Source organism: Methylobacterium sp. CCH5-D2, assembly GCF_001556475.1.
GTDB lineage: Bacteria > Pseudomonadota > Alphaproteobacteria > Rhizobiales > Beijerinckiaceae > Methylobacterium > Methylobacterium hispanicum.
This window is the reverse complement of the sequence record NZ_LSIX01000748.1, coordinates 12,477-34,912: the sequence shown is the minus strand read 5'-3', so window position 1 is coordinate 34,912 and position 22,436 is coordinate 12,477. Positions and strand designations below refer to the sequence as shown.

The following is a 22,436-nucleotide window of genomic DNA, read 5'->3' as shown; positions in this document are numbered from 1 at the left end:
CGACGTAGCCCTCGCCGTTGTCCTCCAGGTAGCGGGCGCCCTGGTTGGCGTTGTTCGTCTCCAGGGCGCGGGCGACGTCACCGAAGGACAGGTCGCGGGCGGCGAGCTTCGTTGGGTCCGGCTGGACGTGGTACTGCTTCTCGAAGCCGCCGATGCCGTCGATGCCGGCGACCCCCGGGACCGTCTTGATCTGTGGGCGGATGATCCAGTCCTGGACCGTGCGCAGGTAGGCGGTCTGCTCCAGTTCCGTCCTGAGGCTCTGACCTTCCGGCGTCAGGTAGCTGCCGTCCGGCTGCCAACCGGGCTTACCCGCGGCCGAGACCTGGCGCTCGCCCGGCTTGGCGTAGTGGATCGACCACATGTAGATCTCGCCCAGGCCGGTCGAGATCGGGCCCATGGCGGGCTCGGCGCCGGGCGGCAGGTCCTGCTTCACCTGCGAGAGGCGTTCGGCGACCTGCTGGCGCGCGAAGTAGATGTCGAGCTTCTCCGCGAAGACGGCGGTGACCTGCGAGAAGCCGTTGCGCGAGAGCGAGCGGGTGTATTCCAGCCCCTTGATGCCCGCGAGCGCGGTCTCGACCGGGTAGGTGACCTGCTTCTCGATGTCGACGGGCGAGAGCGAGGGCGCGGTCGTGTTGATCTGGACCTGGTTGTTGGTGATGTCCGGGACGGCGTCGATGGGCAGCTTGGTCACGGCATAGCCACCGAATCCGGCCGCCAGCAGCGACAGCAGCAGCACGAGCCAGCGCTGGTGGACGGAGAAGTCGAGGATCTTCGAAATCATGGCCCGTCCCCTCAATGCGCGTGGTCGGCTTCGCTCTTTCCGAGCTCGGCCTTGAGGAGGAAGGTGTTGCCGACGGCGATGGCCTCGCCGGGCTTGAGACCCGAGGCGACCTCGTAGGCGTCGTCGTCGGAGCGCCCGAGTTCGACCTCGCGCTTCTCGAAGCCCTCGTCTGTGCGGACGAAGACGACGCGCTTGCCCTCGACGGTCTGGAGGGCCGCCTTGGGCACGCTCACCGGAACGGCATCCCGCGAGATCTCGACCTCGGCGGTGACGTAGGTGCCCGGACGCCAGGCCATGTCCTTGTTCGGCAGGGCGACGATGACCTTGGCGGCACGCGTGTCGGCGGTGAGGAAAGGACTGACGAAGACGACCTTGCCCTTCTCGTGCTGCACGCCGCCCTCCTGGCCCGGCGCGACCGTGACGGACGCGCCTTCCTTGACCTTGGCGAGTTCCGAGGTCGGAACGGCAAGTTCGATCCACACCGTTGAGAGGTCGGCGACGGTGTAGAGGTCGGAAGGGTCGCCTTCCTTGCCCACCGCGGTGCCGACGTCGACCTTTCGCTCGACGATGCGCCCCGACATCGGCGAGCGCAGTTCGTACTGGCGCAGGCTCGACAGGTTCGGGGTGGTCTCGTCGCGCTTGGCCAGCTTGGCCACCGCCGTCGCGTCGAGCCCCAGCGCCGACAGCTTCTGCCGCGCCAGATCCTGGCGCAGCGTCGCCTCGGAATAGACCGCCTTGGCATTCAAGAAGGCGCTCTCGGCCGAGATCCGCTTGTCCCAGAGCGCCTGCTGCCGTTCGAAATTGGTCTTCTCCAGGTCGGCCTTCACCGAGGCGGTGAGGTACTCGCTCTTGGAGTCCGCGACCTCGCGGCTATCCAGGACGGCAACGACCTCGTCCTTCTTGACGGCGTCGCCCAGGCGCTTGCGCATCTCGGCGACGGTGCCGACGACCCGGGCAGGGACCCGCGCGATCCGGTCGGTGTCGGGCGTGATCGTACCGGGCACCAGGATATGGCGAGACAGCATGGCGCCCTCGGCTTTGGCCACCTTGATGTCCTGGTTCTCGATCTGCTCGGCGGTCATTTTGACATGACCTTCCTCGCCTTCGGCCTCGGAGTGGTCATGCTCGCCTTGGGTCTGCTCGGCCCCGGGCTTACTGGCCGGCTTGCCGTGACCGTGACCGTGTCCGTCGCCCGCGGCGTGGCCCGCCTCGCCGGGGGAAGCCTCGGCGGAATTCGCGGCGGTGGGGCCGCTGGCGAGGTTGAAGACGGTCGGCGGCAGGCCAGCCGATATCAACAGCCCCTGGACGAAGCCGGAGACGGCGGGAACCGCAGCGCCCACGAGGACGCCGACGGCCAGGATGAGGGCGGTCAGGATGATGCGCATGATGCCTGCTCGGGCGTGCCGGAAGCCGATGACGGACATGCCGGACAATCGCGGTCGGTGACGTGAGGAGACGGCTCGGGTCGGTCGGACCCGGGTTCGTGACGCGCCGCCTTCGCGGCGTCACCTCAGGCGCGCGGCGGCCTTGGCAGGCGGTCGGGAGAGACCGAGGGCATCCTCTCGGACAATCTGGCGTAGGAGGGGCGCGTTCCGTCGGGGAGCGGGGCATCGCCGGCGACGGTCGTGCTCAAGGCGACGTGGCAACCGCAATGGACGTGGTCGGCTGACCCGGGGTCGGAGGCATGATCCAGGCCAGACACCGTATGCGGGACGAGCGAGAGTTCGCTCCTGTCATGGCCTTGACGGCCCTGGTGAGAGACAAGGTCGTCCATGAGACCGGCGCCGGGCATCGCGATGGCCAGCGCCAGGACGAGCGCGAGGGCGGCGGTTGCCCACCACCCCGTCATCGCTCCGAAGCTCATATGGCGCCGCGCCGAAGTCATCACCGTCCTTATCTGCGATTCCGAGGCTGTGTCGCAAGCTGCGGTCGCCCGTTGTGGTGAAGGCTTCCCTGGTCGGAGGATACTGAATGGTCGCTTCACGCCCCGTTCAAAGCCGTCGGCAGAGCCTTGTGCGACCAGCAAGGAATTTTCGTCCATGAAACGTCGCTTGATCACCCTGACGACCGCTGCCCTCGCATCGGTCCCCATGACCGCGTCGGCCCAACATTACGGCTACGGACCACCTCCCCACCATCATGAGGAGGTGCGCCGCCACCATCACGGCGACCACGACCACGTGGAGGTTCGTCGCCATCATCACGACGACCGGGACGAGAACCGCCACGGCTTTGAGCGCCACGATCACCGCGAGTTCGACGACTGAACGTTTCGGTCGACCGAACCAAGGCGGACGCCCGCCCCGACTTGCGTCGAGGCGGGCGTTTCCACGATGCGTGAGGGGGCTGTATCGCACCGTGAAAAGTCGTCCGGGCAAGGGGACGCCGCGAGCGCGTAGCCGAGGCCCGTTGCCAGGAGCGCGAAGACGACGAGCAGGGGCAGCAATCGCATCGCGCGTCTCCCGCTCATCGTGTCACCTCGTGGGAAGCTTACTTCTTGCCGGGCTTATCCTGGCTGTGCCCGTGCGCGTGGCCGTCGCCTTCGCGGTGCGCGGGCTTGCCGTCCGGGCCTTTCTCCTGCGCCTCCCGCACCCGCGGATCGTCACGGTGGGCGGGTCCGCCGGAGACGTCGCCCGAGTTCGGGACGCTGCGCTCCGGATTGGAGGCGTTGCCGTGCCCGTCGACCGCGAGGGCGGGCGTGGCCGCTCCGGCCAGCATCGCGGCGGTGAGAACGGCGGCAAGCGTACGCTTCATCGATCTGTATCCCTTCCATCGGCCACATCGGCCGCTTGAGGAGTGGAGATAGCCGACCCGTTTGACTGCCGTTCGCCGCGTTCGTGACGAAGTGTGTCAGGCGCGCGTGCCGACACACTTCGTCAAGGTCGAGCAAAGCCTCGGCCATGGGGTCGACGTATCCCTACCGGCTCCCCGCAGGACCGGACGCCGGGTCGAACGCGACCCCGGCGAGATCCGACGCGGCAGCGACAGGTGGCCAAGTGGACAGATCTTTCCCGTCGAGACCCGAGACCCGCGTGCCCCTGGCCGTCGCGCTGGCATTCCTGGCGGGTTCGGCCGACTCGATAGGCTTCCTGGAACACTCTCAACTGTTCATGTCGTTCATGAGTGGGAACACGACCCGGTTCGGCGTCGCGGCCAGTTCCTTCGATTGGTCGGGCGTCACCAGGTTCGGCAGCACCATCGCGCTGTTCTGCTTCGGTGCGTTCGCCGGCACCCTTGTTGCGGCTTGGGCTGGGCGGTGGCGTCTTTCGGTCCTGCTCGGCGCGCAGGCCGTCCTGCTGTCCATCGGCAACCTCCTGCCGGAAGCTTCCGATGCGTTTCCTCTTCATGCCTATCCCGTCGTCCTTGCCCTCGGCATGCTGAATGCGACGCTGCAGGATGAGGCCGGGCGGAGCCTCGCCCTGACCTACGTCACCGGAACCGTCGTACGTTTCGGGACCGGTTTGGCGAACATGGTCCTGCACAAGCCCGCGCCGTCGTTCTGGCTCCAGGCACCGCTTTGGGCGGGCCTGACGCTTGGCGCGGTCGCCGGCGGCTTCATCCAGAAGGCCCTTGGTCCCGATGCCTTCCTCGTTCCGGCGGCCCTGTCCGCGTCGCTGGCTGTCGCAGGCATCATCCTCACGGTGGCACTGCCTGGGAGCGGCTATGTCTCGAACGAGCGGTCGGCGCAGCCGGACGCGCACCCCGACGCACCGGCGACCGCCCGGTAGGCCGCGTCTCAATCGCGTCCCTTCGCCCTCGGCAGGCGGATCTCGGCCCGCAGGCTGCCCTCTGGCCGGTTCGACAGGACGAGCGTGCCGCCGTCCGCCTCGACCGCGCGCCGGGCGATGGTCAGTCCGAGCCCCGTCCCGCCCGTGTTGCGGTTACGCGACCCCTCCAGCCTGGTGAAGGGCTGGAAGGCCCGGGCGACGTCCTCCGGCGCGATGCCGGGGCCGTCGTCGTCGATGCGCACCACCAGGGTCGCCTCTTCGATCTCGATGCCGACCCGGACCCGGATCCCGTAGCGCACACCGTTGTCGACAAGGTTCTCGACCGCGCGGCGGAAGGCAACGGGACGTACCGACGCCAGCGCCCGGCCGGGGCCGTCGTAGCCCACCTCGCGGCCCACGTCCGCGGAGGCGTCGGCGACGCTCATCAGCACGCTCGCCACGTTGACGACCTGCCGTGCTTCCGGGTCGGCTTCGCCACGCAGGTACGACAGCGTCGCGTCGATCATGGCCTGCATGTCGTCGAGGTCGGCAGCCATGGCACGGCGGTCCGCAAGGTCATCGACCTTGTCCAGGCGAAGACGGAGCCGGGCGATCGGCGTGCGCAGATCGTGCGAGACCGCCGCCAAAGCCTGCGTCCGTTCCGCGACGAGGCGGTGGATGCGCCCTTGCATCGCGTTCAGCGCCCGACCGATCCCGCGCGTCTCGTCCGGTCCGACCTCAGGCACGGACACGACCGTACCGTGCCCGATCCGGACGGTGGCGTGCGTAAGTTCCCTGAGCGGGCCGGCGATCCGGTGCACCAGCACGACGGCGGCGACGCCGACCAGGATCGCCATCGCGGTGGCGAGGTACGCCCAGGGTGCAAGGTGGACCAGGTGAGGCGAATGGGCGGACCGGAAGGTCAGGAAACTGCCGTCCGGCAGCGGGAAGGCGCCGCGCAGGTCCTGTTGGTGCAGCGGCTCGTCCGGCGCCGCCAGGGCGAGCGCCAGACCTGGGCCGAGCACGGGCTCGATCTCCAGGACGCGTTCGCGCAGATCGCGCAAGGCGGGGTCTGTCTTGCCCGTCTCGGCGGATTCCCCCCGCTCCCAGCCTATCTCGAAATGACCCGACGAGAGGGCTTTTGCCTCGATGCCGCGCTCCCCCGGCGGTCGCCGCAGTACCGCTTCCCGCGCCAAGACGAGCTGTCGCGCCACTTCGTTCGCGAACGCCTCGTCGGCCGCGGCCGACGCCGACTGACGGTACAGCAACAACGCGCCCCCGTGGACCACGAGTACCGCCAGCAACAGCACGGCGACGGTGCGCCCCTCCAGGCTGCGGGCAAGATCGACCAGTTGTTTCACGCCCGCTCGACCTTGGCGGCCATCATGTAGCCGGAGCCGCGAACCGTCTTGATCACGGGGAGCGTGCCCTCGGGCGGTTCGAGCTTGCGCCTCAGGCGGCTGACCAGGGTGTCCACGCTACGGTCGGACGGGGCGGCGAGCCGTCCGCGGCTCATCTCCAGGATCTGCTCGCGGCCGAGCACGCGCCCGGGATGCTCTAGGAACACCATGAGTAGGTCGTGCTCGGCCCCCGAGAGGTCTACGGCAGCCCCCCCGGGATCGGTCAGCTGCCGGCTGCGCAAATCGAGCCGCCAGCCGGCGAAGGTCAGAACCTGTGCCCTCTCCGCCGCGGTGGCGGCCGGCGCGATGGTGGTCCGACGCAGCACCGCGCGGATGCGGGCAAGGAGTTCCGGCCGGCCGAACGGCTTGGCGACGTAGTCGTCGGCTCCGAGTTCGAGTCCGAGTACCCGGTCCGCCTCCTCGTTGCGGGCGGAGAGCATGATGACCGGCACGGTGCCCTTGCTGCGCAGCGCCCGCAGCAGATCGAAGCCGGAGGCGCCGGGCAGCATCACGTCGAGCAAGACGAGATCGACCGACTTCCCGGGCAGAAGCGACCACATCTCGGCGCCGCTGCGGCAACCGGTGACGCGGTAGCCGCTCTCCCTCAGGAGTCGCGTGACCAACACCCGCATGCCGTCGTCGTCTTCGATCAGGAGGATGTGCTCCTGTGCGCAGCCCGCTCCCGGCCTGTCATCGCGTTCCATCAGCCACCGTTTCATCCATCGCCGCGGGGTCCATTGCGAACAAAGTCTCCGTCAGATTCAGATAACGCATCAGGGGACTCTCATCGAGTGGGCCACGAACGTCAATGAAGTCACTTGTATAAATTTTGCATATTTTATATTGTCGATACGACTGCTCGACCAAAAATACGACCAATTTGATTTGATAGTATGCTCTATACATAATTAAATGTAATTTACGAGGATATCAAAATTTTGAAGTCAGAAGCGGTCGATGCCGGGTGAGTACAAATCGGCCTATGGATCCGGCTGTCGCGGAGGTGCGAATGGAGCGATCCGATGCTCGTTCGCCCGATTTCCCGGAAAAGAGCTGAACGGTGGTTCGAAGACATCGCCGAATACTCCTGAATTCGGACGGGCCGGCGCTCGGATTACTCTAACACCATGAGGCGTGAATTAACCTTTTTTTAACTCTAACTCATTAGATTTGATTAACAAATTTGTGCACGCCGGGACAGGATGCCGGCAAGAGGGAGGCTGGCGGCGATGAAGGACGACATTTCCGGGCCAAGCTTGGCGTCTGCCGCCCTACGCATACATCAGGGTCGCATGCGCGTGTCGGTCGAGAATATTGCCAACGCGCGTTCCACGGCGTCCGCCCCAGACGGCGAACCCTATAGGCGCAAGATTGCAGTGTTCGAGCCGATCACGGGCAACACCGAAGAGGCACCGGCCATCCGTATCGTACGCGACAAGACCGAATTCCCGACGGTTCATAGTCCTGGACACCCCGCCGCCGATGCTGGCGGCAACCTCAAGCTTCCCAATGTCCGCCCTACGGTCGAGATGTCCGAACTTCGCTCTGCGATGCGAGCGTACGAGGCCAATCTGCGCACTATCGCGACCTTTGACGACCTGAAAGGAAAGACGCTCGCGCTACTGAAGAGCTGATGTCATCGACCCGAAAGCCTTTCGTGATGACGCATCAAACGCGGCCGGCACGTGCGCCATCAACCGACAAGCTCATCGAGCAAGAGCAATAGCAGGAAGCCTGCGAAGAACATCGCGGTCACCCATGGACGGTCCTCCGTTTCGTGTGCCTCGACCAAAAGTTCCTCCGTCACGAGGTAGAGGAGCGCAATCAGGCCGAAGGCGAGAAAGCCGCCGCGGATGGCCGCGGGCAGCGTGGCGACCGGGCCGCCGAGCAGCGCACCGAGCGGCAGCAGGACGACGAGGGCGGCGGTCAAGCCGACCACCCTGGCTTTCGAGGTTCCGCCCTCGCCGAGTTCGTTCGCGACGGTCAGGCCGAGGAACAGCACCTCGATGGTCAGGGCGACCGTAAGCAGGAAACCGGCCTTGGCGCCCGCTGCGAAGGCGATGCCGAGGACGAGCCCGTCCACCAAGATATCAATTCCGGTGACGGTCAGTAGACCGACTGGTCCTTTCACCCGACGCTCCAGAGTGCGGACCGCGAGCATGGCGGCAACACCGACGCCGCCGCCGACCAGGGTGGCCCAAGGCGATCCGGCATGCTTGAGGTCAGGCAGGATCTCGCCCGCCGCCGCGGCGAATACGACGCCTGCGGCGAAGTGCTGGATGGCGCTGACCAAGACGGGTCCCGGCCGCATGTTGACGGCGACCGCGGCGCCGAGGACGGCGGCGGCTGCCGGGATGAGGGTATAGAGCCAGGCTTGCATCGCAGGTTCAGACCACGCCGTCCGGGGCCAGGGCGCAGGCGGTCGTCTCGCTCGTCTCGACCTGCAACGTGACGTGGACGATCCCGAAGCGGCCCCTCAATTCGCGTGCGGCTCGTATAAGGAAAGCGTCGTCCGTGCCGTCCGGCCTTACGAGATGGCTCGTCAGGGCGACCTCGGTCGTGCTCATCGGCCAGACGTGATAGTCGTGGACGGCCGTGACGTCCTCCAAGCCCCGCAGATGCGCGCGCACGGCGTCAGGGTCGATGCCGGGGGGCACGGCGGCGAGCGACATCCGCACGCTGTCGCGCAGGAGTCCCCAAGTGCTCCATACGACCGCCGCGGCGATGAGTAGGCTGGTCACCGGATCGAGCCAACGCCAACCCGTCAGGGCGATAAGCAGGCCGGCGACGACGACGCCCGCCGAGACGGCGGCATCGGCGGCCATGTGCAGAAAGGCCCCCTTCACGTTGAGGTCGCCTTCGCGCCCCGATGCGAACAGCCAAGCGCTGATGCCGTTGATCAGGATGCCGATGCCCGCGACCACCATCACGGTGGTCCCGGCCACCGGTGCGGGCTCACCGAAGCGCCGGACGGCCTCCCAGGCGATGGCGCCCATGGCGACGAGGAGGATGACCGCGTTGAACAAGGCGGCCAGGATCGAGGAGCTCTTCATGCCGTAGGTGTAGCGCGGCTTAGGCGCCCGTTTCCCGAGAATGGCCGCGGCCCAGGCGACGGCGAGCCCGAGTACGTCCGAGAGGTTGTGGCCTGCGTCGGCGACGAGGGCGAGGGAATTGCTCAAGAACCCGTAGACCGCCTCGACGATCACGAAGGCGACGTTCAGACCGATGCCGACGGCGAAGGCCCTTCCGAAACCGAAGGATGCCTGAGCATTGCCGGAATGGCCGTGTTCGTGTCCACCTCCGTCACGGAGGGCACGGACGGAGCGATCTGCGTGTCCGGTCATTGGGAAATCCGCTCGGCTTCATGCCCTCGGCGGGGCGTCCGACATATGCGGCACGCCTAATTCCTCTAGCGACTGGAGGAGCAAGGGGTTTCGAACGTGGTGAGCGCATAAAATCCAATTCCGCGTGGCCGTAGGCATCAGTGAACCTCGTGCAGGCATTCACCGTGATCGGCCAGCACCTCGACGATGCGGCATTCCCGGACACTGCCCCGCGAGCATTGATCCAGCATCGCCTGGACCTCCACCCTCAACCCGGTGAGCCGCGCAATCCGGTCGTCGATGTCAGCGAGATGCCGGCGGGCGATTGCGTCTACCTCCCCGCACGGGCGTTCCGGCTGCTCGGCGAGATCGAGCAGCGCGCGGATGTCCTCGATCTCAAATCCGAGTTCACGCGCGTGCCGAATGAACCGAAGCCTGCGGACGTCGGCCGCGCCGTAGGTCCGCCGGTTGCCTTCCGTTCGGGACGCGCGCGGCAGGAGTCCGCGCTCCTCGTAGAATCGGATGGTCGGCACCTTCACGGCTGCCTGCCGCGACAATTCCCCGATTGCGATGGGCTTCAAGATATTTGCTCCTCTAGTCGCTAGAGGAAGTAGGGTCGCCTTAACCACAAGGAAGGCACCCGCCGTGACCGAAGCAGCGACCCTGGACAGGACCGACGTCCCGACGACCCGCCTGCGGGTGACCGGCATGGACTGCGCGTCCTGCGCGGCGAAGGTCGAGGCCGCCGTGCGCCGCCTGCCCGACATCGCGCAGGTGCAGGTCTCGGTGGCCGCCGAGACGCTCGCGGTGCGTCACGGACCCGGGACCGATGCGAGAATGATCGCTGACACCGTCCGCGGCCTCGGCTACGGGGCCGAGGACCCGGACGCCGTGGCGTTGGGGGATACCGCTGAGACACCTTGGTGGAGGGCGCCGAAAGCCCTGCTGGCGGCTTCCTGCGGCGCGGCCCTGGTGACAGCCTACGCGCTCGGGCACGTCGCGCCGATTACCGAGCGCTGGGCTTTCCTCGCGGCCATGGCGGTTGGGCTGGTGCCGGTTGCCCGACGAGCTATCTTGGCCGCCCGGCATGGGACGCCTTTCTCCATCGAGATGCTCATGACGATCGCCGCCGTCGGCGCGACCGTCATCGGGGCGACCGAGGAGGCGGCGACCGTCGTCTTCCTGTTCCTGATCGGCGAAGTTCTGGAGGGCGTCGCTGCCGGTCGAGCCCGGGCGAGCATCCGTGGGTTGACCGGTCTCGTCCCGGAGACGGCGCTGCTGGAACGCGACGGCACGACTGAATCTGTGCCCGCCGCGAGCCTCAAGGTCGGCGCCACCGTGCTGGTGCGGCCGGGTGACCGCGTCCCGGCGGACGGGACCATCCTCGACGGCGGGAGCGACGTCGACGAGGCGTCGGTCACCGGTGAGAGCGTGCCGAGGCGCAAGGAGCCTGGCGACGCAGTCTTCGCCGGGACGGTCAACGGCGACGGGGCGCTCCGCGTCCGGGTGACCGCGGCTGCCAAGGACAACACCATCGCCCGGGTGGTGCAGCTGGTGGAGGAAGCGCAGGAGGCGAAGGCGCCGACCGAGCGCCTGATCGACCGGTTCTCCAGGGTCTACACCCCCGCCGTCGTCGCGGTGGCCACCTTGGTGGCGGTGGTCCCGCCGCTTCTCACGGGCGGCGCGTGGGGGGATTGGGTCTACAAGGGGTTGGCGATCCTGCTGATCGGCTGCCCCTGCGCGCTCGTCATCTCGACGCCGGCGGCCATCGCGGCCGGCCTCTCGGCCGGGGCCCGGCGCGGGCTTCTCATCAAGGGCGGCGCCGTCCTGGAGCGGCTGGCCTCGGTGACGACGGTCGCCTTCGACAAGACGGGAACCCTGACGGAGGGCAAGCCCGTCGTGACGAACGTGGTGGCATTCGGGAGGTCCGAGCGGGACGTGCTGTCGCTGTCGGGCGCCCTTGAGGGTGGCTCCTCGCACCCGCTCGCCCGGGCCGTGCTGGCCAAGGCCGCCGAGGCCGGAGCGCCGGTGCCCCCGGCATTCGGGGCCCAGGCATTCGGCGGCAAGGGCATCGCCAGCAAGGTCGGGGGGCTCGACTTGTTCCTTGGCTCGCCGAGGGAAGCCGGCGCGCGCGTGCCGTTCACGCCCGATCAGGAGGAGCGGGTCTCCGGGCTCCAGGGCGAGGGTAAGACCGTGTCCGTGCTCCTCGCGAACGGGGCGGTAGCCGGGCTGCTCGCGATGCGAGACGAGCCCAGGTCCGACGCGAGGGAGGGGGTCGACCGCCTTGCGTCGCTCGGCGTCGGCGCGATCATGCTGACCGGCGACACCGCGCGGACGGCCTGGGCCGTGGCGGCCGCGCTCGGCATCGAGGTGTGGGCCGAGCTCCTGCCTGAGGACAAGCAGCGGATCGTGCGGGAGCGCCAAGCCACTGGCGCCGTGGTGGCCAAGGTCGGCGACGGCATCAACGACGCGCCGGCGCTCGCGGCCGCGGACGTCGGTATCGCGATGGGTGGGGGCGCCGACGTGGCGCTTGAGACGGCGGATGCGGCGGCCCTGCACGGACGCGTCGCAGACATCGCCCGGATGATCGAGCTTTCGCGCCGGACGCTGTTCAACATCAGGACGAACATCGCCCTGGCGCTCGGCTTGAAGGCAGTGTTCCTGGTCACGACGGTTCTAGGGGTCACCGGCCTATGGCCTGCCATCCTGGCGGATACCGGGGCAACCGTGCTGGTGACGGCAAACGCGCTGCGGCTCCTTGGAGAGGGAAGATCGAGCGCCTGAGGCCCTTCACGTTCCCACCATGGGAGGTCCCATCCGTGTGCGACGTCATCAACGGGAGAGCGTCACGCAAAGCTTCAAGGTCAAAAGGATGGGCTGCGGCGGCTTAAAACGGTCGAGTGACGGATGGCGTTCGGACAGTTCGTCGGAGCCATCCGCTTTCGTGCCCCCTTCCCATCGAGGAGGAAGGAGAGTGCAACCTCTAAGGACTGGAGGTTTGGCCGGGATATGAACATTTCAATCGGAGAGCTGTCGCGCCGCACGGGCGTGAAGGTGCCAACCATCCGCTACTACGAGGGAGCAGGCTTGATGCCGGCCCCGACCCGCACCGAGGGCAAGCAGCGTCGCTATTTGGAGACAGAGATATCCCGGCTCAATTTCATCCGTCATGCGCGCGAACTCGGATTCGAGATCCAGGCGATTCGCGAGTTGCTGGCTCTGTCCACCGAGCCGGACCGGTCCTGCGCGGAGGTGGACGGCATCGCCCGTCGACACATGGCCGAGGTCGAGCGTCGAATCGGGCAACTCGTGGCTTTGCGCGGAGAGTTGCGGCGCATGGTCGAGGCATGTGGCCACGGTCGGGTGGGGGAGTGTCGGGTGATCGAGACGCTGGCCGACCATCGACAGTGCGCGCATGAGCACGGCCGCATCTCCTGAATCCGGGACCTGCTCAGGAAAAGCCGGGCAAGCTTGCGCCGTGTCGGCCATGACGCAGCGCTGGTTTATCCGCCACGAAAGTTTCAGCTCGTGCTGCGGTCAAAGGTCTTTCGGATGAACACGTTGGGCCTGCCGACCCTCGCTGTTCTCGCCGTAGCCGTAAATAGGACCCGCACAGCACCTTATCGACCGTGCCGGCTGGCTTCGCGTCGCGGCGTTTAGCACCAACGATGGACCCGTATCGACCGCGAGCCTCAGCGTCGGCGTCGCGGTGTCCGCCACGCACAAACGGGGAGATCCTGATGGCTAGCGCGATGTCGATGGCGGTCGGGAAGTGCCCTTCGGTCAATTCCCGGTCCGAGACCGAGCGGGCCGACCGCGAGCGGCTCGAACTCACCGACGACCCCTGGCGAAGCGCCAAAATCTCGCTCGCATCTACGTCGAGCGCGGGCCCGAATACACGGAGGTAGCGGCCTCGCTGGTGTTCCTCGCCATTCTCGGCGCCCTCGGGGCGAAGGCGGGTGGTGCCGCAGTGCCGCGGGCGACGGTACAGTACAGGTGACGTTCCGGGGATCACTCGCCGTGGGCGTCACCGCAGGCATCGGGAGCCTCGTCGGCAAGGTCGTGTGACGAGGCTCGAAGGCAGGACGGGGTGAGCCTGGAACGCGCCGAGAACCGCCACCGGGGGATTTCGAGCCTCAATCCCCCTGCGACGCACGCCTGCCGCGGGCGGGGCGCGGCTTGGCGGAACCGCCCGAGGGACCCGGGTCGGAGACGATCCCGGCTTCCTGGACTCCCTGTCCGAAGGGAGCCGCCGGGACGCCCGCCTCCGTTCTCCGCCCGCTCACGATCACGCCGACGTATCCCTCGCCCGCGATGAAACGGGCGCCCGCGCCGCGAAGGGCCGCGACCAAGCGCTTCGCAAGCGCGACTCGGATCGCGATGAAGCCGTTCTCGTAGTCGTTGATCGACTTCTTCGAAACGCGCGCCAGCAGGTGAAGCTCCTGCTGGGTGAGACCGACCAGCAGGCGGGCGGCTTGGCATAGGTATCCTGGCACGGTCCGGTCCGGAGGGAAATCCGCAGCCGAGGCGAAGTCCACTCCCCGAGGCGCGTCGGGCGAGGCTTGAAAGATTTTTATAGCACAGGTATAATTGGGAACTTCAACAAGCACCGCCGACTGCCCGCCCCCGCCCGACTGATCGTCGAGCGGGAGGGCCGCTTTCCGCCTTTGGGGTTTCGCCATGATCATCGCGCTGTTCGGCGGCGATGGCCGTGCCGTTGGCACGCACGCCGCCTTCCTGATTGCCCGTGCCGCAGCCTCGGTCGGCACCGCCACGACGCTCCTGCGCGTCGTAGGCGCGCACGAATCCCGGCTGCCTCGACTCGACAGCGTGCCGGACACGCTGCGCGTTGTCGAGCTTTGCAGGGACGGTCCCTCCTTCGCAGAGGACTTCCCGCGGGAAGCGGCCGCCGATCCCGCGCGACGCCTCGTGGTGCTCGACCTGCCGCCAGGGTGGGCGGCGGACTGCCCGGTTGATCTCGGGGAATGTCCCAGGGTGATCGCCGTCGGACCGTCCGTCCTCGAACGCGCCATGGCCGTGTCCATGCTGCGCGCGACCGCGCATGCCGCCGTCCCTTGGCTGCTGGGGTGCGGTTTCCCCTCACTCGGAGCGTCCGACCGAACCGTGCGCGACACGGCGGCGGCCGCGGGCCTGGACGACACCTCGATCCGCGTGATCCCTCGCGGCCTGCCGGCTCCGCTGCGGGACGCCGCCGCCCCGGCCCATGGATCCCTGCTCGCGTCCCTGTCCGTTCGCGCTGCGCTTCGCGTGCTGAACGCGGTCGTACCCGGTGCGGTCCCGATGCCGGGGCATCCCGGCGACGTCATCGCTCCCGTCCTGGCCGGGATGGGCGAGGCGGACCGCCGCGACGCGCAGGACCGGCTCCGGGACCTTGCCGATGCCTTGGACGCCGCGGAGGACGGCGAATACCCGTCCGCGGAGGAACTCGCCGCCGCCCCCGTCCTTGAGGAATGGGAGTTCGGGATGCGGCCGGTCGCGGCGCTCGTCGGTCGCGTCACGCACCATCCGGACTTTCCCCCAGGTCGCCGGGTCCGAACCTCGGAAGTCTACGTTTCCGACCGTCGTACCTGGGCGCGCACCTATTCCAGGCTCTACCGCCTGGGACGGCCCGCCGGTCCGCGTCCCTCCCTGCAGTAGCGCACCGTCTCCCTTTCCGTCGAGGCGGGTCGCCCCTCCCTCGCTCGAAAGGCGGAAGCCGGTCCCGCCCGTCGAGATGTGGGCGGGGGAGCCCTCGCCGCCTGTCCGGGCGGCCATGCGAGGATGTCAGGAGATGCCCGTGCACCCCCAAGGCGAACGTCGCTGGGCGCTGCCGGCGGCGGGCGGTTCGACGTCCCTCACCAGGTTGTGGCGGACGGTCGGACCGGGCGCCCTCGCGCCCGATCTGGCCAAGCCGTTGCTGGCTGCGGCGACGGCTGCCCTCCAAGGGTCCGGTCCCTCCGTGGCCGCCTCGGAATGGGAAGACGCCCCGGCGGCGCTCCGCGACGCCCGGGCGGTCCTCGGACGATGCGGTCCGGCGCATCCCGACGTCGACGTGGTCGCCACCGCGGCGCTCGCGCTGGCGCTTCGCGGCGAAAAGGCTGCCGCGACGTTCCTCGCCGATGCGCTCGACCGTCTCGCCGCCGACGGGACGGGCGGACCGCACCATGCCCGGTTCGCCTATGCGTGGCGGTCCCGGGTGGAACTTAAGCCGGCGGGCGTCTCCGCCGGGAGCGACGACGGGGCGCCGGACCGGCTGCGGCTTCCGGGTGACGACACCGAGGGAGAACCGATGCGCCTATGGATCTTTTCGGACCTGCACATCGACATCGGGAGTCCATGGACCCCAGCCTCGATCCCCGGGGCCGATCTCGCGGTGGTCGCCGGCGACGTCGGCGAGGGCCTCGTCAAGTCAATCGCGTGGCTCGCCGCGACGGTCCGGCCGCATATGCCGGTCGCGTTCGTGGCCGGAAACCATGAATTCTACCGTCGATGCCTGCCGGACGAGTTGCAGGCGGGGCGCGCGGCCGCGATGGAGGCCGGAATTCACCTCCTGGAGAACGACACCGTCCGCTTCGGCGACGTCGTGGTCTCGGGATGCACCCTGTGGACGGATTACGAGCTCGACGGACCGGCGACGCGGGTCCCCGCCATGCGGGACGCACGCGTGGGCCTCAACGATCACCGCCTCATCGCCTGGAGCCGCAAGCCGGAGTGGCGGCGGTTCCGGCCGGAGGAGGCGCTCGCGCTGCACCTCGCGTCACGCCGCTTCCTCGAAACCGCGCTCCGGTCCGCCGCGGACGCGACGACGCGGGCGCACGTCGTGGTCACGCATCACGCTCCCGCGGCGGGGAGCGTCGCGCCGCGGTTCCTCGGCAAGCCGCTCAATGCCGCCTACGCGTCGCGGTTGGACGACCTGATCGAGGCCGGTCGGCCTTCGCTCTGGGTCCACGGGCACACCCATACGCCGTTCGACTACCGCCTCGGCGGGACCCGCGTGCTCTGCAACCCGCGAGGATATCCCGGCGAGAACCCGCGCTTCCAGCCCGGGCTGGTCGTCGAGGTCTGAGACCGCCCGGGGCGGCCGCCCCGCCCTGACTGCCTCCCGCAAGCCGAGAACCGATGGAGACGCCCTTGCCGGACTTCGCCCGTGAGCCTCGTGCGCTAGGATGCCGGGGAGCACCTCCGCCGCATCCCATTCCGTTCCGCTCCCAGGGCTCGACCGGAACGGGATCGGCGGCCGCCGGGGGCCTACGATGACGCGGCATGTTCGCCCCCCTCGTCGTGTTCCGGGCGCCGAGGTCCCGGAGCCGTTGCCGCTTCCGTTTCGGCCCCGAGCGCGGATCGACCCGACGCCCGAGGTGCGGACGGCCTGTCCAGGACCGGCCTCCGTCGGGAGCCGAAGGGAGAACGCGAGGTTCTGGATCCTGTCCGACCTGCTCATCGACCGCAATCCCGGGTTCCGGCTCCCCGATCCGCTTCCCGAGTTCGACGTCCTGCTGGTGGCGGGCGGAGTGGCCATAGGGCTGGACGTCGCGTTGAACTGGTTGGCGCGCGCCCTGGACGGCAGACAGGGAAACAGGCCCGTCCTGATGGTGGCGGGCAGCGCGGAGCTGTGGTCCGAGACGCCCATGGTGGAGGCGGTCGCCCGCGGCCGGGACCTCGCCCGGGACCTCGGCATCCACCTGCTCGCCGACGATGCGGTACGCATCGGTCCCGAGGCCGGCGGCGGGACCGTGGTGGTCGGGGCGACCCTGTGGACCGACTGGTGCCTCGAAGGGAGCTTCGAGGGCCGCCTAGCCAGGGTCGCGGCCCGCCACAGCTGGGCGGATTGCCGGCGCGTCCTGCTTCGGCGGGGGCGCCCGTGGTCGCCGCTCGACGCCCTCGGGGCCCATGCAAGGTCGCGGGGATACATCGAGGACGCCCTCACCAGCATCGTGTGTCAATCGCTGAACGTCGCGAGGGGACCCGGGACGCTCGTGCCCGGTGTTCGCCCCGGGGACCGCGCCGTCGTGCTCACCCACTTCGCGCCTTCACGCCGTTCGCTGCCCGACGCCTGGACGGGATGGCTCGGGGACGCCTGGCTGGCAGCCTCGCATGCCTCGGACCTGGAGGATGTCATGCACGCCTGGGGGGCGCCGACGCTCTGGGTCCACGGCCGGGCCGTCGCCCCGGCGGATTACCGCATCGGCCGGACCAGGGTCGTCGCCAATCCCTTGCGGCGGTGGGATGCGGCCGATGCCTTCGACCCAGCCTTGGTGGTCGAGGCCTGAGATGGGAACGTCGACCTACGGCCCAGGGCCGCCCGCACCAAGCTCCCCGGACAGGCCGACGGGCATCGGGAGCCGGGAAAGGTTGGGCCGGTACGGCGCCCATCGCTGACTTCCCGCCTCGGGCTGCCGCCGCCACGACTTTTCCCGGCCGCCAAAGACAGCAATGGCTTGATCGTCTTATATACCGCAGGTATAATATAAGCATTCTCGAACGTCGTGGGCATTCCAACAGCCGGGCCAACCGGGCTGGGCGCTGTGAAACCGAGCCCGTGCGCAGCGCGGCGACCGCCTATTCGCCCATCGGGTCGTTCCGGCTCCCCGTGGGGGCACGGGCCAAGTTTTTCGAAAGCGTGACGGATTCGCTGACCGCCTTGGAACGGGCGGGGCCGCTGGAGGTGGACATGGCATCGGAGCCTGGCCGAGTGGTTTCGACTTCGGTTTTGCGGCACGCGATCCGAACCCCGCGGCGCGGCGTGCCGCCCGTGGTCGAAGTCGGCGTGGTGGCGGCTTGGCGTACGTACCCGCCCGGACGCCTCGACCGGGCGGAAGCAACGGCCCTCGCGCGGCTGCTGGCGACGACGTCGATACTCGGCGAAACGCGCTGGTCCGCGGCAAGGGACGGGGACGCGGCCGCGGCCACGGCGCTCGCCATCCGTCACGTCCGCACGTGCGGCGCGGCTTCGGTCGCGTCGGATCTCGTGATGGGCAATCTCCTGCTGATGGCCGAGCGCGGCGACGCGACCGCGCCGGCGGTCATCGCCTACGCCCTGCGCGCGCTGGCACGGCGCAGCGCCGACGAGCGCCGGCTCATGCGGCTCGCGGCGCGATGGGCGCGACCGAGGATGCGCAAGTCTCGCCGCCGCTGAACCATCGGCCCCCCACCATCGAAGTCCCGTGCGAAGCCGGAGGATGCCATGCCCGAACCGAACGAGGCGGCCTGCGCGATGGCGCGCGCCTTCGTCGAGGCGTTGCGGAAGGAAGCCGCGAGCCCGGATCCATCATGGTGCCTGGACGAAGCCGAGCTCGACGCGCTCGCGCTCGGCCGGCGGGAGGCATCACTCATGCCCCGGCTGGCCGCCGACGTCGTGGCCGCCGCGGTCATGCTGGGGCGCGCGTTCGCTCCGGCAGGACCTCCCGCGGCCGATGACGGCTTCCCCGTCCTACTGGTGCGCGTATCCTCTCCGGATTGGGTGGAGCCGATGCGGTGCGTCGTGGGACCCTGCCTCCTCGGACTGGGATGGAGGGTTCGGGATGGCGAGGGCGGGCGCGGGGCCTGGAACGACCGCAGCCGGCGGGAGGTCGTCGTGTTCGCGCGTGACGGGGCCTCGCGCGAGCATAGGCCCGACCGCGGCAACGAAACCGTCGGCGCGGCCGTGGTCGCCGGCGTCCCGCTCATCGGCGTCGCGTCGGATCCCGCCAGGACGCTGCCGCGCGACTTCCTGCGCGCCGTCGACCGGGAGGTTCTCGTCGCTCCGCTCGACGCCGAGGTGCTGAGCCTGGTGATCGAGGCGGTGACCGGCGAGGTTCCGCCCCTCGCCGCGCTCGGGGACTGCGTGGCGGTCCGGGCCGCCGCCGACCTTCGGCTCGGTATCCGCCCGGGTCGCGGGGCATCCGAGGCCCTGGAGCGCCTCGGGCGTTCGCGCCTGCGAGAGAGGCAGCGCACCGCGAACGCGCCCCGCCTTGAGGACTCGCTCGGTCTCGGAGCCGCCCGGGATTGGGGGCTCGGCCTGGTGGCGGACCTACGGTCGTGGCACGAGGGGATCATCCCGTTCGCCGCCTGTGAATCGGCCGCCCTCGTCAGCGGGCCGCCCGGCACGGGCAAAACACGGTTCGCGGCGGCCCTGGCCCGAAGCGCGAACCTACCGCTTCATCCGGGCTCCCTCGCGCAGTGGCAGGGCTCCCGTGACGGACATCTTGGCCATACCCTGGGCGCCATGCGGCAGTTCTTCGAGGAAGCGCGGCGGTCGCCTTGCGTGGTCCTGATCGACGAGCTCGATTCCTTTGGAGATAGGAATACTTTCTCAGAACATCATCGCGATTACTCCAGCCAGGTCGTCAACGCCCTCCTGGAACACCTCGACGGCGCCGTCGGCCGCGAAGGGGTCGTCGTCGTCGGCACGACCAACCATCCTTCGAGGATCGATCCTGCGATCTTGCGCTCGGGGCGGCTTGAACGGCACTTTCGGATCGAGCTTCCCGGTCTCGACGCGCTGACCGGCATGCTGGTCCAGTATCTCGGGACCGACGCCGATGACCTCGACCTTGCGCCGGTGGTCCCGCTGCTGCGGGGCATGACGGGTGCCGACGTCGAGGCGCTGGTGCGGCGGGCGCGTGGCAGCGCGCGACGGGCCGGCCGCACCCTCACGGTGGACGACATCCTGGCAGGCTCCTCGGATGGGACGCCGGCGCTCGGGGATGGGCTCCGGATGCGCTGCGCCGTCCACGAGGCCGGGCATGCGGTCGCGCTCCTGGCCAGCGGCGCGAGCGGACCGGTGACGCTAACCATCGCCCCGACCGGCGGCCTGACCGAGCATGCGCTCGTCGATGCCTACGGAGCCCTGACCGAGGGCGACTTCGAACGGTCCCTGGTGATGATCCTGTCGGGCCGCGCGGCCGAGGAGGTGCTCCTGGGCGACGTCTCCGCCGGCGCGGTCTCGGATCTCGCCGAGGCGACCCGATGCGCCGCGGCGATGGAGGCGTCGTGGGGGTTCTCGGCCGATTTCCCGCTGCTGTCCCTGGCCCCCGCCCAGGACATCGACCTGGCCCGGATGCCCTGGCTGATGCGCCCGGTCCTTGAGCGGCTCCGGCTGGCCTACGAGCGCGCGTGCGACCTCATGCGGACCGAGCGCCTCGCCCTCGAACGGATCGCGGAGGCCCTGTTCCGCACGGCCTACCTCGACGACGCGGCCATTCGGGCGTTGTTCTCGGGAAAGGCCGCCTCCCCCCGACGCCGCGCCGGTCCGGGCCGCGGTGCCCACCGCACGCACGACATCTGAAGTGGAGAGGCCATGACGTCCTTCGTACGCCGACCGATTGCATGCCGGGACCCGTCCGCGTCGCGCTCACCCGCCCGTCGCCCGCTCGCGGAACGGACGTTGTTCGACGCCGCCTCACCCGGGGCGGAGCCGCGCCCTGACACCATGCGACATCCCTTGCGCCGCCGCGACTTCGACGAGGGCAGCCCGGACACGTTGATGATGCTCGACATCGAGACCGTTCCGGACCCGATCCTAACGCCCGCGGATTGGCCGGCCGACCGGTTTCCAAAGGCCATGTGGCATCAGGTCGTCGCCATCTCGGTGATCGAGGCGGGGGTCGGTCGGGAGCCGGGCACGGGGGTCGAGACCTACGAGTTGCGGTCCTGCCGCAGCGGCGGCGAACCGGGATGGGACGAGGCACGTCTGCTGCGCGCCTTCTGGCGGCTTTTCGAGGGGGGACGCTACAGGCTCGTCACCTGGAACGGCAGGGCGTTCGACATGCCGGTGGTCCTCGCCCGCTCGTTGATGCACGGTCTCGCGGCCCCCGCATGGTTTCTTCGCGGAACGCGCTGGGCCAATTACGGGCAGCGCTACGCCCAGGACTGGCACCTCGACCTCATGGATGCGATCTCAGCCTTCGGGGCGGCCTCGCGTCTCACCCTGGAGGAGGCTGCGGCGGCGGTCGGCGCACCGGGCAAGATGGGCGAGCACGGGTCCTGCGTCGCCGAATTGGTCGCGCGCGACGAACTCGGTCGGGTGCGGGACTACTGCGAGACCGACGTGGCGAACCTCTACGTCATCTTCATGCGCTGGGCGCATCTGACGGGCAGGACGGATGCCGCGGGCCACGATGCAGCCGTGGAGGGATTCCTGCGCTACCTCGATGCGGAGGGGCCGGCCCGCCCGCACTTGGCGGCCTTCGCGCAGGAATGGCGACGGACTGGATCGCGCGCGCCGATGCATGTGGGTCGAACGACCGGGTCGGGTGCGGTGGTGGCTGGTCCGGACACCTGTCACGGAGCTCGACGGAGCTCGCTTGGGGCCTGAGGGCCGGGTCGCGGAGTAGCCAATCCTCGGGATGCCCCATGAGCGGGCGGCGGGACGCAGGTCCCGCGCCCGGATCCGCCGGTCCGGCGTGAGACCGCGATAAAACCGGGCGTTAGCCACGAGTGAGTCGAAGGCGTCGAAAGCCATCGGGGTAAATCGACCGTAATGGCTGGCGTGCGAAGGATCGGGCAACGGCCAGCAAGCCCAGGGGGGAACAGCCGATGACCCTGCCGCGCCTTTCGCGACCACTTGAATATAGCCGCGCTTGGGTGGCGCTCGGGGTCCTGGCACCTATCGGCGTGCTGATCGTGTCGGCGTCGATGCTCCTCGATCTTCGTCGCGATGCCTGGGACAAGGCCGAGCAGACCTCCAGGAACCTCATGCAGGTCATCGAACGCGACATCGCCCGCAACGTCGAGATCATCGACCTTTCGCTGCGGGCCGTCGTCGACAACCTGCGCGCGCCCGAGACCGCGGAAGCGAGCCCGAAGGCACGGCAGATGATCCTGTTCGACCGTGCCGCGAGCGCCAGGGACCTCGGCGTGATGCTGGTCCTGGACGGGAACGGCGACAGCAGCCTCGTGATCACTCAGAACCAGTACGCTGCCTGTGTCGCTGCTCGCTCAGACGTGATCACCGCGCAAACCCAGCTTCAGACAACCGAAGCCTTGAGCATTGCGGTCGAGCTCAGCCGGGCGACACTGACGACGAACAAATGAAGACTATGAGAAGTCGCCTCGCAGATGATGACGCAACTAGATCGCAAAATCGATATCAGACTGAGCCGAAACCGGATCTACCGTTGAGCATCCGGCCCCGACGACAAATAATAGTATAGCAGGCACACTCGACCGTGCTCAGTAACCGTAGTGGTAATCAAAGCTCGGAGCGTAACCACAACCGTAGTGGCCGTAGTATGGGCTGTGCGCC

The 22,436-nt window shown here is 68.7% G+C and carries 20 protein-coding genes and 2 pseudogenes; 13 read left to right on the top strand and 9 right to left on the bottom strand.

What is annotated here, in order from left to right; genetic code table 11:
* Both AX737_RS19940 and AX737_RS19935 read right to left on the bottom strand, forming a co-directional pair.
* On the bottom strand, positions 1 to 781 hold a 781-nt coding region (locus AX737_RS19940; protein ID WP_197430643.1), incomplete at its 3' end, for an efflux RND transporter permease subunit.
* Positions 782 to 792: 11 nt separating this feature from the next.
* A complete protein-coding gene (locus AX737_RS19935) occupies positions 793 to 2,166 on the bottom strand; it encodes an efflux RND transporter periplasmic adaptor subunit (protein ID WP_003596839.1) in 1,374 nt (457 codons plus the stop codon).
* 654 nt (positions 2,167 to 2,820) lie between these two features.
* On the opposite strand from AX737_RS19935, the gene AX737_RS19925 reads away from it, so the two are divergent.
* Positions 2,821 to 3,048 carry a hypothetical protein gene (locus tag AX737_RS19925; protein ID WP_003596837.1) on the top strand — a complete coding sequence of 76 codons (228 nt, stop codon included), beginning with the start codon at positions 2,821 to 2,823 and terminating at the stop codon, positions 3,046 to 3,048.
* 223 nt (positions 3,049 to 3,271) lie between these two features.
* Here the strand turns inward: AX737_RS19925 and AX737_RS19920 are convergent, their stop codons facing one another.
* Complete coding sequence (locus AX737_RS19920) at positions 3,272 to 3,535, bottom strand: hypothetical protein (RefSeq protein ID WP_003596834.1); 264 nt, start codon at positions 3,533 to 3,535, stop codon at positions 3,272 to 3,274.
* 278 nt (positions 3,536 to 3,813) lie between these two features.
* Here AX737_RS19920 and AX737_RS19915 point away from each other — a divergent pair, with 278 nt between their 5' ends.
* Entirely contained in the window at positions 3,814 to 4,509 is a 696-nt protein-coding gene (locus tag AX737_RS19915) for a YoaK family protein (RefSeq protein WP_012455875.1), read from the top strand.
* Positions 4,510 to 4,517: 8 nt separating this feature from the next.
* Here AX737_RS19915 and AX737_RS19910 read toward each other — a convergent pair whose 3' ends face one another.
* Both AX737_RS19910 and AX737_RS19905 read right to left on the bottom strand, forming a co-directional pair.
* A complete protein-coding gene (locus AX737_RS19910) occupies positions 4,518 to 5,849 on the bottom strand; it encodes an ATP-binding protein (RefSeq protein WP_003596830.1) in 1,332 nt (443 codons plus the stop codon).
* Positions 5,846 to 6,607, bottom strand: coding sequence for a response regulator transcription factor (locus AX737_RS19905; RefSeq protein ID WP_003596829.1), 762 nt, complete (start codon positions 6,605 to 6,607; stop codon positions 5,846 to 5,848). Before AX737_RS19905 ends, AX737_RS19910 begins: the two co-directional genes overlap by 4 nt.
* 510 nt (positions 6,608 to 7,117) lie before the next feature.
* Here AX737_RS19905 and AX737_RS32305 point away from each other — a divergent pair.
* Positions 7,118 to 7,522, top strand: coding sequence for a flagellar basal body rod C-terminal domain-containing protein (locus AX737_RS32305; protein WP_003596828.1), 405 nt, complete (start codon positions 7,118 to 7,120; stop codon positions 7,520 to 7,522).
* A gap of 59 nt (positions 7,523 to 7,581) precedes the next feature.
* Here the strand turns inward: AX737_RS32305 and AX737_RS19900 are convergent, their stop codons facing one another.
* The 3 genes from AX737_RS19900 to AX737_RS19890 all read right to left on the bottom strand — a co-directional run bounded on the left by AX737_RS19900 (position 7,582) and on the right by AX737_RS19890 (position 9,792).
* The gene (locus tag AX737_RS19900; protein ID WP_003596827.1) at positions 7,582 to 8,268 is read right to left on the bottom strand and encodes a hypothetical protein; all 687 of its coding nucleotides are present in this window, start codon (positions 8,266 to 8,268) and stop codon (positions 7,582 to 7,584) included.
* 7 nt (positions 8,269 to 8,275) lie between these two features.
* Positions 8,276 to 9,232: a cation diffusion facilitator family transporter gene (locus AX737_RS19895; RefSeq protein ID WP_003596826.1), complete on the bottom strand. Its 957-nt coding sequence runs from the start codon at positions 9,230 to 9,232 to the stop codon at positions 8,276 to 8,278.
* 137 nt (positions 9,233 to 9,369) lie between these two features.
* Positions 9,370 to 9,792, bottom strand: coding sequence for a helix-turn-helix domain-containing protein (locus AX737_RS19890; RefSeq protein WP_003596825.1), 423 nt, complete (start codon positions 9,790 to 9,792; stop codon positions 9,370 to 9,372).
* Between the two features lie 64 nt (positions 9,793 to 9,856).
* Between AX737_RS19890 and AX737_RS19885 the strand changes: the two genes are divergently transcribed.
* From AX737_RS19885 to AX737_RS36065, 3 genes and pseudogenes are all read left to right on the top strand, one after another.
* Entirely contained in the window at positions 9,857 to 11,995 is a 2,139-nt protein-coding gene (locus tag AX737_RS19885) for a heavy metal translocating P-type ATPase (RefSeq protein WP_003596824.1), read from the top strand.
* Between the two features lie 225 nt (positions 11,996 to 12,220).
* Positions 12,221 to 12,649, top strand: a complete 429-nt coding sequence (locus AX737_RS19880; RefSeq protein WP_026105497.1) for a helix-turn-helix domain-containing protein — start codon at positions 12,221 to 12,223, stop codon at positions 12,647 to 12,649.
* Between the two features lie 163 nt (positions 12,650 to 12,812).
* Positions 12,813 to 13,279: pseudogene (locus AX737_RS36065) on the top strand (VIT1/CCC1 transporter family protein).
* A gap of 68 nt (positions 13,280 to 13,347) precedes the next feature.
* Here AX737_RS36065 and AX737_RS19875 read toward each other — a convergent pair.
* On the bottom strand, positions 13,348 to 13,899 hold the full coding sequence (locus tag AX737_RS19875) for a helix-turn-helix transcriptional regulator (protein ID WP_238229976.1): 552 nt from the start codon (positions 13,897 to 13,899) through the stop codon (positions 13,348 to 13,350).
* On the opposite strand from AX737_RS19875, the gene AX737_RS19870 reads away from it, so the two are divergent.
* The 7 genes and pseudogenes from AX737_RS19870 to AX737_RS19840 all read left to right on the top strand — a co-directional run.
* Positions 13,892 to 14,869, top strand: a complete 978-nt coding sequence (locus AX737_RS19870; protein ID WP_003596818.1) for a DUF6634 family protein — start codon at positions 13,892 to 13,894, stop codon at positions 14,867 to 14,869. The genes AX737_RS19875 and AX737_RS19870 overlap by 8 nt on opposite strands.
* 133 nt (positions 14,870 to 15,002) lie before the next feature.
* Positions 15,003 to 16,277 carry a metallophosphoesterase gene (locus AX737_RS19865; RefSeq protein ID WP_003596816.1) on the top strand — a complete coding sequence of 425 codons (1,275 nt, stop codon included), beginning with the start codon at positions 15,003 to 15,005 and terminating at the stop codon, positions 16,275 to 16,277.
* 244 nt (positions 16,278 to 16,521) lie between these two features.
* Complete coding sequence (locus AX737_RS19860; protein ID WP_238224432.1) at positions 16,522 to 17,481, top strand: metallophosphoesterase; 960 nt, start codon at positions 16,522 to 16,524, stop codon at positions 17,479 to 17,481.
* A gap of 269 nt (positions 17,482 to 17,750) precedes the next feature.
* Positions 17,751 to 18,347, top strand: coding sequence for a hypothetical protein (locus AX737_RS36060; RefSeq protein WP_012455871.1), 597 nt, complete (start codon positions 17,751 to 17,753; stop codon positions 18,345 to 18,347).
* A gap of 48 nt (positions 18,348 to 18,395) precedes the next feature.
* Positions 18,396 to 20,477, top strand: a complete 2,082-nt coding sequence (locus AX737_RS19850; protein ID WP_003596813.1) for an AAA family ATPase — start codon at positions 18,396 to 18,398, stop codon at positions 20,475 to 20,477.
* A 144-nt stretch (positions 20,478 to 20,621) separates the two neighbouring features.
* Entirely contained in the window at positions 20,622 to 21,506 is an 885-nt protein-coding gene (locus AX737_RS19845) for a 3'-5' exonuclease (protein WP_231343940.1), read from the top strand.
* Positions 21,507 to 21,727: 221 nt separating this feature from the next.
* Positions 21,728 to 22,207 (top strand): annotated as a pseudogene (locus tag AX737_RS19840) (hypothetical protein); the annotation flags it as partial.
* Positions 22,208 to 22,436: the final 229 nt, after the last annotated feature.

Bases quoted from the DNA above. Each gene is read 5' to 3' on its own strand.
- AX737_RS19935 (WP_003596839.1), bottom strand. From the start codon at position 2,166: ATGCGCATCATCCTGACCGCCCTCATCCTGGCCGTCGGCGTCCTCGTG.
- AX737_RS19920 (WP_003596834.1), bottom strand. From the start codon at position 3,535: ATGAAGCGTACGCTTGCCGCCGTTCTCACCGCCGCGATGCTGGCCGGA.
- AX737_RS19870 (WP_003596818.1), top strand. From the start codon at position 13,892: ATGATCATCGCGCTGTTCGGCGGCGATGGCCGTGCCGTTGGCACGCAC.
- AX737_RS19850 (WP_003596813.1), top strand. From the start codon at position 18,396: ATGCCCGAACCGAACGAGGCGGCCTGCGCGATGGCGCGCGCCTTCGTC.
- AX737_RS19900 (WP_003596827.1), bottom strand. From the start codon at position 8,268: ATGCAAGCCTGGCTCTATACCCTCATCCCGGCAGCCGCCGCCGTCCTC.
- AX737_RS19845 (WP_231343940.1), top strand. From the start codon at position 20,622: ATGCGACATCCCTTGCGCCGCCGCGACTTCGACGAGGGCAGCCCGGAC.
- AX737_RS19865 (WP_003596816.1), top strand. From the start codon at position 15,003: ATGCCCGTGCACCCCCAAGGCGAACGTCGCTGGGCGCTGCCGGCGGCG.
- AX737_RS19880 (WP_026105497.1), top strand. From the start codon at position 12,221: ATGAACATTTCAATCGGAGAGCTGTCGCGCCGCACGGGCGTGAAGGTG.
- AX737_RS19895 (WP_003596826.1), bottom strand. From the start codon at position 9,232: ATGACCGGACACGCAGATCGCTCCGTCCGTGCCCTCCGTGACGGAGGT.
- AX737_RS19875 (WP_238229976.1), bottom strand. From the start codon at position 13,899: ATGATCATGGCGAAACCCCAAAGGCGGAAAGCGGCCCTCCCGCTCGAC.
- AX737_RS19905 (WP_003596829.1), bottom strand. From the start codon at position 6,607: ATGAAACGGTGGCTGATGGAACGCGATGACAGGCCGGGAGCGGGCTGC.
- AX737_RS19925 (WP_003596837.1), top strand. From the start codon at position 2,821: ATGAAACGTCGCTTGATCACCCTGACGACCGCTGCCCTCGCATCGGTC.
- AX737_RS32305 (WP_003596828.1), top strand. From the start codon at position 7,118: ATGAAGGACGACATTTCCGGGCCAAGCTTGGCGTCTGCCGCCCTACGC.